A 12,922-nucleotide genomic window follows, 5' to 3' on the forward strand; every position below is an offset into this window, starting at 1 on the left:
GGTCGTCAGGGCGGCAGACAAGGGTGCGAATAGTAATGTTTCGCATCAAAACCAGCAATTCCGCCAGTCGGTAACAAAAAATTTATGCGCAGTTTCATGCACGGACGTGCCACGAAAATGTGGCCATAAATATGAACACCTCTGGCCTCTTCGCGGGTAAACCCGCTCCCACAGGAATAGCTCAGTCCCTGTGGGAGCGGGTTTACCCGCGAAGAGGCCAACACGGTCCATTCCACAATATTTAACGCCCAAGACATCCCGGGGAACATCTGCCGGTCACACGAGTCGGTTATTCAGAATGCAGGTGGCCGATCCGCGACGAACACGCCCGGATTGCCTGTTGATCTTGCTGAGTTCACGCCCTAAAGTGCGCGCCGAACGTCCATGCTGGAAACGATCCATCCGGCTCAAGTACTGACGACGAGACAGCAAGGTCACCCGCCGCCGCTTCACGGGCACGGTTGACCTTTTTGCTTTCGGCGACATGCCTTGGGAAGTAGGCGAACCAAAGTGGGGATACGGAGGACGTTCAGTTGCAGCCACTTATCTTTTCAGTTTGCCCATGGAGCCCTTGAGCATGTCGATCCAGGTCGAAGACTATTTCGCGCGTGACACCTTCCAGAAAATGAAGGCGTTCGCCGACAAGCAGGAAACCCCGTTCGTACTCATCGACACCCAGATGATCAGCCAGGCCTATGACGACCTGCGCGCCGGGTTCGAATTCGCCAAGGTGTACTACGCGGTCAAGGCCAACCCGGCGGTCGAAATCATCGACCTGCTCAAAGAGAAAGGTTCGAGCTTCGACATCGCCTCGATCTACGAGCTGGACAAGGTGATGAGCCGCGGCGTCAGCGCCGACCGCATCAGCTACGGCAACACCATCAAGAAGTCCAAGGACATCCGCTACTTCTTCGAAAAAGGCGTGCGCCTGTTCGCCACCGACTCCGAAGCCGACCTGCGCAACATCGCCAAGGCCGCCCCGGGCTCGAAAGTGTATGTGCGCATTCTGACCGAAGGCTCCACCACCGCCGACTGGCCGCTGTCGCGCAAATTCGGCTGCCAGACCGACATGGCCATGGACCTGCTGATCCTCGCCCGCGACTTGGGCCTGGTGCCCTACGGCATCTCCTTCCACGTAGGCTCGCAACAGCGCGACATCAGCGTGTGGGACGCCGCCATCGCCAAGGTGAAGGTGATCTTCGAGCGCCTGAAGGAAGAAGACGGCATCGAGCTGAAGCTGATCAACATGGGTGGCGGCTTCCCGGCCAACTACATCACCCGTACCAACAGCCTCGAAACCTACGCCGAAGAGATCATTCGCTTCCTGAAGGAAGACTTCGGTGACGACCTGCCGGAAATCATCCTCGAGCCTGGCCGTTCGCTGATTGCCAACGCCGGTATTCTGGTCAGCGAAGTGGTGCTGGTGGCGCGCAAGTCGCGTACCGCCGTGGAGCGCTGGATCTACACCGACGTGGGCAAGTTCTCCGGCCTGATCGAAACCATGGACGAAGCCATCAAGTTCCCGATCTGGACCGAGAAAAAGGGCGAAGCCGAGGAAGTGGTCATCGCCGGCCCGACCTGCGACAGCGCCGACATCATGTACGAGAACTACAAGTACGGCCTGCCGCTGAACCTGGCCATCGGCGACCGCCTGTACTGGCTGTCCACCGGTGCCTACACCACGAGTTACAGCGCCGTGGAATTCAACGGCTTCCCGCCGCTGAAAGCCTACTACCTGTAACAGCTGAAAGGACGCTTCGTTGCGAGGCGTCCTTTTTAGTCGCACCGTGGCTGTCAGGGCTGAGCTGCCCAAGTCTCGACAATCTGGACCTGGAGACTAGCCAGCTCGCCATTGGATGTGTGCATCTTGCCATGCCATCCCGTTCGAACACCGATCGGCGCTTCATGGCGCAAGCTACCGGCAGTGACATGGGACATTGCAAAACCATAGGCTGCCCCGCCCATTTCAATGACATGGCGACGCTGGAACGGCTGCCCATCCCAGCTCAAAATCCAATCGCAGGAATTACCGGCAGCAGGTGCCATGCACAACCTGCCATCACTGGCGACAGCCAAACGCCGGCCATGATGGGGCTTGCCTGGGGCCCAGCTACGAACGTCGTAGCGCTCCGGCTCGCCGCGGTTGAAACAACCGAACCAGAAACGCTCTTCAATGTGTATGTCTCTGGCGCCGTTGCAGACGCAGACATCACCACTGCGATCAATATCAAGGTCGCCATAGTAGCCACCCTTGCCCTTTGCCCCCTTGAGTTTACCTGCGGTCAGCGTGCCCGAGCCCTTGCTGGTGTCACAGGACAAGATGGCAATAAACGAAACGGCTTGGTTATAAGTACTCATGTTTGGCCTCAGATCTTGAAATGAGCCCTATCGTCACAAGCACGAGACATCTGGGTAATCTTGAAATCCTTCTCCAGGCTGAAGCCTTGCTTCACGAGCTGCAACGAAGCTCCAGCTCCTCCTGGTAGTCCGTGGCCACGCTGGCCAACAAAGAACCACCGGCAAGCAGGGTAGGTAAGCTACTGCGCAGGAAGCTGACATTGCCCTCCTGCCTGGCTCGGCCTAGCCAGGGAAGCGCCTCTTCGGTTTGCCCCCGCTCGACGAGCACCAGCGCCAGGCTGAACATGCCGCGAAAATCCCCCGCCTCGGCCGAGCGCCGATACCAGCGCACCGCCCGCGCAGGGCTTGCGGTGGTGGCAATGCTCTGCTCCAGGTAACGCCCGAGCATGTTGTGGCCCATGGCGCTGCCGCCCTGGGCGGCAATGCCCTTCCTGAAAGAAGACTTCGGTGACGACCTGCCGGAAATCATCCTCGAGCCTGGCCGTTCGCTGATCGCCAACGCCGGTATTCTGGTCAGCGAAGTGGTGCTGGTGGCGCGCAAGTCGCGTACCGCCGTTGAGCGCTGGATCTACACCGACGTGGGCAAGTTCTCCGGCCTGATCGAAACCATGGACGAAGCCATCAAGTTCCCGATCTGGACCGAGAAGAAAGGCGAAGCCGAAGAAGTGGTCATCGCCGGCCCGACCTGTGACAGCGCCGACATCATGTACGAGAACTACAAGTACGGCCTGCCACTGAACCTGGCCATCGGCGACCACCTGTACTGGCTGTCCACCGGTGCCTACACCACGAGTTACAGCGCCGTGGAATTCAACGGCTTCCCGCCGCTGAAGGCTTACTACCTGTAATCCAAGACGGGGCCGCAAGGCCCCGTTTTTGTTTGCGGTGTCCCGCCACAGCTCAAGCGTTGAACGTGCAGCGCGGCGAAGCGGCCGGCATTATTGCTCTGCGGCCTGGCCCTCTTCGCTGTCGATCAGCTCCAGCGTGAAGGTAGTCGCACCAGCGAAGCCTGGTTCCAGCAGGCGCAAAATGCCAGCCTCGTGCTCGGCAATGCTGATCGGCACTTCATGGGGAGGTTTGATGGCGAACCACTGCCAGCCACGGTCCTTCTTGCGCCGACCGCTCACCGCCACCCAGCGTGAATCCAGAGACTGCAACTTGACGTAGTACCGGTCGGGAAAGTCCGATCCCACCTCGCCATAATTGTGGATGCGTAATGCCGGGCCGGGGACGGGCAGCGACTTCGCCGACGCGGTCAGTCCGGCATGCTCGCTGCTGATGAGCTGCCGCTTATCGGCAGTACGAAACTCGAAGGCGGTCTCGCCTCCGATTGCCGGATGCTTCAGCATGCCGATGTGGAACAACTCAGGCTCGACCTGCTTGCGCATGACCTCCAGGTAGCCGTTGCGATTGAAACACACCGGCCAAACCGCGCCCCCCAATTCGCAGGTCAGGCGGCCCTGCAACCATTTCAGATGAATCGTGTCACTCATGCTCCAGCTCCCGTGACGGCCCACATGGCCGACCGCCACACTAACCACAGCACCCGAGCGGTATAACCGGGAAGCACTCCATGACACTCAAGCCGCGACTCGCGGGGCTAGCGCAGGCGACTCAATGCTGGCGCTGTTCGATCTCCTCGGCATACCGCTGCGCAAAACTCATTAACCCAGGCCCCGCGCCCTGCAGGGTGGCCAGCGCACTGCGCAGGAAGTTCAGGTTCCCCTCCTCCCGCGCCCGCTCCAGCCAGGGCGCAGCCTCGGCCACTTCGCCGCGCTCCACCAGCACCAGCGCCAGGCTGAACATGCCGCGAAAATCCCCCGCCTCGGCCGAGCGTCGATACCAGCGCACCGCGCGCGCAGGGCTTGCGGTGGTGGCAATGCCCTGCTCCAGGTAACGCCCGTACAGGTTCATCGACTTGGCATGGCCCAACTGCGCGCCCTGCTCGTAGCAGGCCAGTGCCTGGGCCTGGTTGGCCGGCACGCCGCGCCCGGTGGCCAGCAGGTTGCCGAGGTTGTACATGCCCCAGTCCAGCCCCGCATCGGCGGCGCGGGCATAGTGGATGGCCGCCTGGGCCAGGTTCACCTCACCGCCCCAGCCATGCTCCAGGCAACGCCCGAGCATGTTGTGGCCCATGGCACTGCCGCCCTGGGCGGCAATGCCGAACCAGCGCCGGGCAACCACCTCGTCGGCCTCGATACCCAGCCCGTCGAGCAGTATCTGCCCCAGCAGCAACTGCGCCTCCACCACCCCTTGCCCGGCAGCGGCCAGAATCGCCTGGGCCGCCTGGCCCGGGCTGTGCTCGAGCATGGCCTTGAGGCCCGCCACATCCACCAGCTCTTCACGGCGCAATTGGTACGACATGCTCAAACCTCAGCCCAGCGGCGCAGCAGGTTGTGGTAGGTGCCGGTCAGTTGCAGCAGCGACGGGTGCTCGGGCACATCGGCGGTGAGCTGGCGAATGGCATTGTCCATCTCGAACAGCAAGGTGCGCTGGCCATCGTCGCGCACCAGGCTCTGGGTCCAGAAGAACGCCGCGTAGCGCGCACCGCGGGTGACCGGGTTGACCTTGTGCAGGCTGGTGCCGGGGTACAGCACCAGGTCGCCGGCAGCCAGCTTGACCTGCTGCACGCCGTAGGTGTCCTGGATCACCAGCTCGCCACCGTCGTAGCTGGCCGGGTCGCTCAAGAACAGGGTCGAGGACAGGTCGGTGCGTACCCGCTCCGGGCTGCCTTTGGGCTGGCGCAGGGCGTTGTCGATATGAAAATCGAAACTGCCGCCTTCGCGGTAGCAGTTGACCAGCGGCGGGTAGACCTTGTGCGGCAGCGCCGCCGACATGAACAGCGGGTTGCGCCACAGGCGGTCGATCAGTGCGCTGCCCAGCTCCTTGGCCAGGGCATGGCCTTCAGGCAGTTGCAGGTTGTGCTTGGCCTTGGCCGACTGGTAACCGGCAGTCACCTTGCCATCGGCCCAGTCCGCCTGCTCCAGCACCTCGCGGATACGGCTGATTTCGTCAGCGTCGAACAGCCCGGGAATGTGCAGCAGCATGGCGGTGATACCTGGAGCCTAAGGGGGGTCAATGATATTGATTCCCTTTTACGCGATACAAGCCCCTTCATCGGTTGACTGTCCCAGTCGTTACGCCCGTGGGAGCGGGCTTGCCCCGCGATCAGGGCCCAACACAACCTTGTTAAATTCATGAAACACAAGGTGTAAAGAATGTAAATTCTTAACGAATGGTAACGCTTCTCAATTGTTACTTACATTCGCTTACATTAGCATCCGCGGCCTTCACTACCTTGGGGAAGGTCAAAAACAATGCGCCACGTGCCAAACGCCGTCAGTTCACCACGCCTGCTCGCCTCTGCCATCGGCATGGCGATCACTGCCACTTCCGCCTACGCCGCAGACCCTGCCGCCAGCTCCGCCATCACCCTGGACGCCACCAGCGTCAACGGCAAGGCCGAGCAGGCCAGCACCGACTACAAGGTCGAAAAGGCGTCGTCGCAGAAGTACACCGCGCCACTAGTGGACACCCCGCGTTCGGTCACCGTGATCCCGCAGCAGGTGATCAAGGACACCAACGCCCTGAACCTGCAGGACGCCCTGCGCACCGTGCCGGGCATCACCTTCGGCGCCGGTGAAGGCGGCAACCCCCAGGGCGACCGCCCGTTCATCCGCGGCTTCGATGCCCAGGGCGATACCTACCTGGACGGGGTGCGCGACACTGGCGCGCAAACCCGCGAAATCTTCGCCATCGAGTCGGTGGAAGTGGCCAAGGGCCCGAACTCGGCCATCGGTGGCCGTGGCGCCGCCGGCGGCACCATCAACCTGGTGAGCAAGCGCGCCCACCTGGGCAACTCGCTGGACGGCGCCTGGACCTGGGGCAGCGACCAGACCCAGCGCTACACCTTCGATGGCAACTACCAGTTCAGCGACAGCGTGGCCGGGCGCCTGAACTTGATGACCCACGAAAGCAACGTGGCCGGGCGCGACAAGGTCAACTACGACCGCTGGGGCATCGCCCCGTCGCTGGCCTTCGGCCTGGGCACGCCGACCCGCGTCAACCTCGACTACTACCACCTCGAAAGCGACGACCTGCCGGACTCGGGCATTCCCTACAGCATCCCCACGGCAGGCAGTGCCGCGCGCACCTCGGCGCACCCAAGCAAGCCGGACGACGGCGGTGACAGCAGCAACTTCTACGGCCTGACCAACCGAGACTTCCGCAAGAGCCGGGTGGACATCGCCACCTTCGCCATCGAGCACGACCTGACTGACGCGCTGACCATCAAGAACACCCTGCGCCATGGCAACAGCATGCAGGACTACATCCTCACCCAGCCCGACGACAGCCAGGGCAACGTCAACCGAGGCAGCGTCTGGCGCCGGGCCAATACCCGGGTCGGCAATACCGCCACCACCACCAACCAGACCGACCTGTTTGGCGAGTTCTACCTGGGCGGGCTGAAGAACAGCTTCTCCACCGGCGTAGAGTTCAGCCGCGAGGAGTCCCAACGCAGCACCTACGACGTCAGCACCCTGGCCGGCACCAGCAAGGTCGGCAACCTGAACGTGTGTAACGGCATCGGCGCACCGTACAACTGCACCTCGCTGGGCAACCCGACCCCGGACGACCCGTGGAGCGGCGCGATCTCGCGCAACTATGCCGGTACCAAAACCCGCAGCAATACCGCTGCCATCTATGTCTTCGACACCCTCGAGCTGACCCCGCAGTGGCTGCTGAACATGGGCCTGCGCTACGACCACTTCGATACCGAGTACCGCGGCTACAACGCCAACGGTTCCACCGTGGTCAACAGCAAAGGTGTCGCCTCCAAGGGCGAGGACACCAGCGAGTTCGTCACCGGCCAGCTGGGCCTGGTGTGGAAACCGGCCGACAACGGCAGCATCTATGTGTCCTACGCCACCTCCGCCACCCCGCCGGGTGCTTCGCTCGGTGAAGGTATGGAAGGCAACCCGCTGGGTAACAGCACCGACCGCAGCGGCAACCTGCTGAGCAGCGACATGGAGCCGGAACAAACCACCAACTACGAAATCGGCACCAAGTGGGACCTGCTCGACGAACGCCTGTCGCTGACCGCAGCGCTGTTCCGCACCGAGAAGGAAAACGCCCGGGTACAGGTGAATACCACCACCTACGAGAACGTTGGCGAAACCCGCGTGCAGGGCATCGAGCTGTCGGCCAGCGGCAAGATCACCGAGAAATGGCAGGTGTTCGCCGGCTACACCTACATGCAGGCCCGCCAGATCGACGGTGGCGCGCTGGGCAAGGTCAACGACGGCAACCAGCTGCCGAACACGCCGAACAACAGTGCCAGCCTGTGGACCACCTACCAGGTCACACCGAAGTTCACTGTCGGGGGTGGCGCCTTCTACATGGACGACGTGTTTGGCAACGTGGCCAACACCACCATGGTCGACAGTTACGTGCGCTACGACGCCATGGCCGCCTACAAGCTGACCAAGAACATCGACCTGCAGTTGAACGTGCAGAACCTGACCGACAAGGTGTACTACGACAAGGCGTTCTCCACCCACTTCGCCAACCAGGCGGCCGGGCGTACGGCGCTGCTGACCACCAGCGTGCATTTCTGATGCAGCAGGCCGAACCTGTACCGGCCCTTTCGCGGGAAAGCCCGCTCGCACAGGCCTGAAACCTGTGCGGTCCCTGTGGGAACGGGCTTGCCCGCGAAGAAGCCGGCACAGGATGGCCTGAACTTGCAGCCCTGCGCCCCGTTCATTACTGAACGGGGCGTTCGCGTATCAAGGCATAATGCACGCCGCGCAACAGACGGCGGCAATACAAGGTGAGAGACGTGGTGAAGAAGACGCTGTTCCAGCTGCACTGGTTCTTTGGCATTACCGCAGGCCTGGTGCTGGCCTTGATGGGCATCACCGGGGCACTGTACTCGTTCCAGGAAGAACTGCTGCGCGCATTCAACGCCGATGTGCTCAAGGTCGAGGTACGCGCCGAAGGCGTGCTGCCGCCGGCCGAACTGGTACAGCGGGTCGAAGCCGCGCAGGGCGAGAAGGTCGCGATGCTGTGGGTGGACGTGCGCGAAGGCAATGCCGCGCGGATCTTCTTCACCCCGCCACCCGGCGAGCGCCGCGGCACCCTGCGCTACGCCGACCCGTACACTGGCGAGCTCAAGGGCGAAGCCGCGGGGCAAGGCTTCTTCAACCTGATGCTCAACCTGCACCGCTTCCTGGCCATGGGCGACACCGGCCGGCAGATCACCGGCGCCTGCACCTTGATGCTGATCTTCTTCTGCCTGTCTGGCCTGTACCTGCGCTGGCCGCGCAAGGCGCTGAACTGGCGTACCTGGCTGACCCTGGACTGGGCCAAGAAGGGCCGCGCCTTCAACTGGGACCTGCACGCGGTGTTCGGTACCTGGTGCCTGGTGTTCTACCTGCTGTTCGCCCTGACCGGGCTGTTCTGGTCCTACGAGTGGTACCGCGCGGGGTTGAACAAGTTGCTGGCCGACCCGCCTGCCGCAGGCGAGCAAAAGCGCGGCGAAGGCCGTGGCCGCCACGGCCCGCCCAAAGTCGACAACAACGCGCCGGCGCTGGTGGTCGACTACGACGCCATCTGGGCCAGCCTCAAACAGGCCGCAGGCCCTGGCCTGGCCATGTACAACCTGCGCCTGCCACCAGCCGGCGGGCAGCCGGCCAACCTGTTCTACCTGCAGGCAGACGCCGCGCACCCGCGCGCCTTCAACACCCTGGTGCTGGACCCGGCCACAGGCCAGGTGAAAAACCACGACCGCTACCTCGACAAGTCCTTCAAGGCGCAGCTGCTGCAAAGCGTCTACGCCCTGCACGTGGGCGAGTACTTCGGCCTGCCGGGGCGGATCATCGTCACCGCTGCCAGCCTGACCATGCCGCTGTTCTTCGTCACCGGCTGGCTGCTGTACCTCGACCGCCGGCGCAAGAAGCGCCAGGTGCGCGCTGCCCGTGGCGCGGTGGGTGCTGCCGGCAAGGCGGGCGACAGCTGGCTGGTGGGTTTTGCCAGCCAGAGCGGCCTGGCCGAACAGCTGGCCTGGCAGAGCGCCGGCCAGTTGCAGGCCGCAGGCTACCCGGTGCAGGTGCGCCCGCTGGCTGAACTGGGCGAGCCCGAGCTGCGCCAGGCCAACCGCGCGCTGTTCGTGGTCAGCACCTTTGGGGATGGCGAGGCGCCGGACAGCGCCCGCGGCTTCGAGCGCAAGGTCATCGGCCAGCCCTGGGCGCTGCAGCACCTGGATTACGCCCTGCTGGCCCTGGGCGACCGCCAGTACCCGCACTTCTGCGGCTTCGCCCGGCGCCTGCAGGCCTGGCTGGCCGAGCGCGGTGCCAGCAGCGCGTTCAGCCCGGTAGAAGTGGACAACGCCGACCCGGCCGCACTGCAACTGTGGCAGCAGGAACTGGCACAACTGACCGGCACCCAGCCGGTCGCCGCCTGGCAGCCGCCAAGCTTCGGCAACTGGACCCTGGCCAGCCGCGAGCTGCTCAACCCGGGCAGCCAGGGCCAGCCGGTGTACCTGCTGGGCCTGCGTGCGCAGGAGCCCGCCAGCTGGGAAGCCGGTGACCTGGTGGAGATCCTGCCGCTCAACGGCCAGCCGCGCATCGACGCCTTCCTGCACGGCATGGCGCTGGACGCTGCGGCCCAGGTGCAGGTCGACGGCCTGGGCGAAACCCTCGGCCAGGCCCTGGCCGGCCGCCAGCTGCCGACCCGCCGCGACCACCTGATCGGCTTGCATCCGCAGGCGCTGGTGGATGCGCTGGTACCTATCGGCAGCCGCGAATACTCGATCGCCTCGATTGCCAGCGACGGCGTGCTGGAGCTGATCGTGCGCCAGGAGCGTCACCCCGACGGGCACCTGGGGCTGGGCTCGGGCTGGCTGACCGAGTACCTGCCTGTACAAGGCTGCGTCAGCCTGCGCCTGCGCCGCAACAGCGGCTTCCACCTGCCTGAAGGCGATGCGCCGCTGGTGCTGATCGGCAACGGCACCGGCCTTGCAGGGCTGCGCAGCCTGCTCAAGGCGCGTATCGCGGCTGGCGAACAGCGCAACTGGCTGCTGTTCGGCGAGCGCAACCGCGCCCACGACCTGCTGTGCGCTGCGCAGCTTGAGGGCTGGCTGGCCAAGGGCGAGCTGGCGCGGCTGGACCTGGCGTTCTCGCGCGACCAGGCCGAGAAGGTTTATGTGCAGGATGTACTGCTGCAACAGGCTGGCGAGCTCAAGCGCTGGGTCGAGGACGGTGCCTGCATTTATGTGTGCGGCAGCCTGCATGGCATGGCGGCCGGGGTGGATGCGGCGTTGCAGGGCATGCTGGGGCAGGCGCAGGTACAGCAGCTGATCGAGGATGGGCGCTATCGGCGGGATGTGTATTGATTTGAAATTGATGTAAGCAGGGCGGGCCCTTTCGCGGGGCAAGCCCGCTCCTACAAGGACGCGCTGCAACCTGTAGGAGCGGGCTTGCCCCGCGAAGAGGCCAGGCCTGTTCTAGTGCAGCTCGAAGGTATCGGCGTCCAGGTTGGCCGGGAAGCGGGTGCGGTAGGCGGCCAGTTCCGCCGCTCGCAACTCCACGGTGAACACCCCGTCGGCCTCGCCTGCACTCAGCAGGCTCTCGCCCTGGAAGTCCAGCACCTGGCTGTCGCCGGAATAGGCAAAGCCCTTGCCATCGGTACCCACCCGGTTCACCGCCGCCACGAAGCACAGGTTCTCGATGCCGCGTGCCGGCAGCAGGCGGTTCCAGTGCAGGCGGCGCGCTGCCGGCCAGTTGGCGGTGTACAGCAAAAGGTCGGTGTCCTGGGCGTCGCGGCTCCACACCGGGAAGCGCAGGTCGTAGCAGATCAGCGGGCGAATGCGCCACCCCTTGAGCTCGAACTGCACCTGGCGCTCGCCGGGGGTGTAGTGCTTGTGCTCGCCGGCCATGCGGAACAGGTGGCGCTTGTCGTAGTGCAGTATCTCGCCATCCGGGCGTGCCCACAGCAGGCGGTTGCGGTGGCTGCCGTCAGCAGCCTGAATGATCACGCTGCCGGTAATCACCGCCCCGGCTTTCTTCGCCTGGGCCTTGAGCCACTTGTAGGTGGGGCCGTTTTCCGGCTCGGCGAGGGCTTCGGACTCCATCGAAAAACCGGTGGTGAACATCTCCGGCAGAATCACCAGGTCGACCGCGCCTGCCTGGGCAATCAGCTCCTCGAAGTGGGCGTAGTTGGCCTCGCGGTCCTGCCAGGCCAGGGTGGTCTGCACCAAGGCCACTTTCAGGTTGGGCAGTGCACTCAGATCGCGCATAGTCGTTCCGCTGCCTGACGCAGCGTCTCCTCACGTTTGGCAAAGCACAGGCGCACCAGGCGTTGCTCGGGGATGGGTTGCTGGTAGAACACCGACACCGGGATGCTCGCCACGCCGTGTTCGCGGGTGAGCCACTGGGCCATGTCGACATCGTTCAGGTCCGGGCGGATCTGCGCGTAATCCACCAACTGGAAGTAGGTACCCGGGGTGCGGGTGAAGCTGAACCGCGAGCCCTGCAGCAGGTCGCAGAACAGGTCGCGCTTGGCCTGGTAGAAGCCCGGGAGCTCATCGATGTGCTCAGGGTGTTCGGCCATGAAGTCGGCCAGGGCGCACTGCAGCGGCGTGACGCCGCAGAAGTTGACGTACTGGTGCACCTTGCGCAGCTCGGCACTCAGGGCCGGCGGGGCGATCACGTAGCCGGTCTTCCAGCCGGTGACGTGGTAGGTCTTGCCGAACGAGCTGATGACGAAGGCACGCGAATACAGCTGTTCATGGGCAAGCACGCTGGCATGGCCCACGCCGTCGTAGATCAGGTGCTCGTACACCTCGTCGCTGACCAGGTAGATGTCGCGCCCGGCAATCAGGGCCGCCAACTGGTCGAGGTCCTGCCGGCTGATCAGCGCACCGCTTGGGTTGTGCGGCGAGTTGAGGATGACCATGCGCGTGCGCGGGCTCAAGGCATCGCTGAAACGCTGCCAGTCAATGCTGAAGCTGCCGCCTGCCAGCGGCACGTGCACGCAGCGACCACCGGCCAGTTGTACCGAGGGTTCGTAGCTGTCGTAGCAAGGGTCGAAGACGATCACCTCGTCACCGGCCTGGATCACCGCCTGGATAGCGCAGAAGATCGCCTCGGTGGCACCGGGGGTGATGGTCACTTCCTGGTCGGCATCCACGTTCACCCCGTACGACCGGGCGACCTTGGCCGCTACCTGCTGGCGCAGGGCCGGCAGGCCGGTCATCGGCGCGTACTGGTTGTGCCCGGCAGCCACATGCCGGCCAACGGCATCGAGCAGGGCCTGGGGGCCGTTGAAATCGGGGAAGCCTTGGGAGAGGTTGAGCGCGCCGGTCTGGACGGCCAGCTGCGACATGGTGGTAAAGATGGTCGTGCCGACGTTCGGCAGTTTGCTGCGGATCATGGGGCCCTCTTTCCTGGGGTTTGTCCGGCACGGGGAGTGAGTCCGAGCATAGCGGATCGAGCAGTCAGGAAAAAGGTTGAAACAATAGGGGGATTGCGTTGGATCAAAGGGCCTCATCGCCGGCAAGCCGGCT

At 64.0% G+C, this 12,922-nt stretch carries 10 protein-coding genes and 1 pseudogene; 4 read left to right on the plus strand and 7 right to left on the minus strand.

Annotated elements, in window-relative coordinates:
* The first annotated feature begins 577 nt into the window (after positions 1–577).
* The gene (locus KSS94_RS22205) at positions 578–1,741 is read left to right on the plus strand and encodes a type III PLP-dependent enzyme (protein WP_217840204.1); all 1,164 of its coding nucleotides are present in this window, start codon (positions 578–580) and stop codon (positions 1,739–1,741) included.
* A gap of 53 nt (positions 1,742–1,794) precedes the next feature.
* Here the strand turns inward: KSS94_RS22205 and KSS94_RS22210 are convergent, their stop codons facing one another.
* The gene (locus tag KSS94_RS22210) at positions 1,795–2,358 is read right to left on the minus strand and encodes a hypothetical protein (RefSeq protein WP_217840205.1); all 564 of its coding nucleotides are present in this window, start codon (positions 2,356–2,358) and stop codon (positions 1,795–1,797) included.
* A gap of 91 nt (positions 2,359–2,449) precedes the next feature.
* Positions 2,450–2,758, minus strand: coding sequence for an SEL1-like repeat protein (locus KSS94_RS22215; protein ID WP_217840206.1), 309 nt, complete (start codon positions 2,756–2,758; stop codon positions 2,450–2,452).
* Between the two features lie 28 nt (positions 2,759–2,786).
* Here KSS94_RS22215 and KSS94_RS22220 point away from each other — a divergent pair.
* Positions 2,787–3,206: pseudogene (locus tag KSS94_RS22220) on the plus strand (type III PLP-dependent enzyme domain-containing protein); the annotation flags it as partial.
* A gap of 90 nt (positions 3,207–3,296) precedes the next feature.
* Here KSS94_RS22220 and KSS94_RS22225 read toward each other — a convergent pair.
* From KSS94_RS22225 to KSS94_RS22235, 3 genes are all read right to left on the minus strand, one after another.
* Complete coding sequence (locus KSS94_RS22225; protein WP_217840207.1) at positions 3,297–3,851, minus strand: hypothetical protein; 555 nt, start codon at positions 3,849–3,851, stop codon at positions 3,297–3,299.
* Between the two features lie 121 nt (positions 3,852–3,972).
* The gene (locus KSS94_RS22230) at positions 3,973–4,722 is read right to left on the minus strand and encodes a tetratricopeptide repeat protein (protein ID WP_217840208.1); all 750 of its coding nucleotides are present in this window, start codon (positions 4,720–4,722) and stop codon (positions 3,973–3,975) included.
* Between the two features lie 2 nt (positions 4,723–4,724).
* The gene (locus tag KSS94_RS22235) at positions 4,725–5,405 is read right to left on the minus strand and encodes a Fe2+-dependent dioxygenase (protein ID WP_217840209.1); all 681 of its coding nucleotides are present in this window, start codon (positions 5,403–5,405) and stop codon (positions 4,725–4,727) included.
* 270 nt (positions 5,406–5,675) lie between these two features.
* On the opposite strand from KSS94_RS22235, the gene KSS94_RS22240 reads away from it, so the two are divergent.
* Positions 5,676–7,976, plus strand: a complete 2,301-nt coding sequence (locus KSS94_RS22240; RefSeq protein WP_217840210.1) for a TonB-dependent receptor — start codon at positions 5,676–5,678, stop codon at positions 7,974–7,976.
* A 221-nt stretch (positions 7,977–8,197) separates the two neighbouring features.
* On the plus strand, positions 8,198–10,750 hold the full coding sequence (locus KSS94_RS22245; protein WP_217840211.1) for a PepSY domain-containing protein: 2,553 nt from the start codon (positions 8,198–8,200) through the stop codon (positions 10,748–10,750).
* A 111-nt stretch (positions 10,751–10,861) separates the two neighbouring features.
* Here the strand turns inward: KSS94_RS22245 and KSS94_RS22250 are convergent, their stop codons facing one another.
* Together KSS94_RS22250 and KSS94_RS22255 are read right to left on the minus strand one after the other, a co-directional pair.
* Entirely contained in the window at positions 10,862–11,653 is a 792-nt protein-coding gene (locus KSS94_RS22250; protein ID WP_217840212.1) for an amidohydrolase, read from the minus strand.
* Positions 11,641–12,789: a pyridoxal phosphate-dependent aminotransferase gene (locus KSS94_RS22255; RefSeq protein WP_217840213.1), complete on the minus strand. Its 1,149-nt coding sequence runs from the start codon at positions 12,787–12,789 to the stop codon at positions 11,641–11,643. Before KSS94_RS22255 ends, KSS94_RS22250 begins: the two co-directional genes overlap by 13 nt.
* Positions 12,790–12,922: the final 133 nt, after the last annotated feature.

The sequence above is a fragment of the Pseudomonas fakonensis genome (assembly GCF_019139895.1).
Lineage (GTDB): Bacteria > Pseudomonadota > Gammaproteobacteria > Pseudomonadales > Pseudomonadaceae > Aquipseudomonas > Aquipseudomonas fakonensis.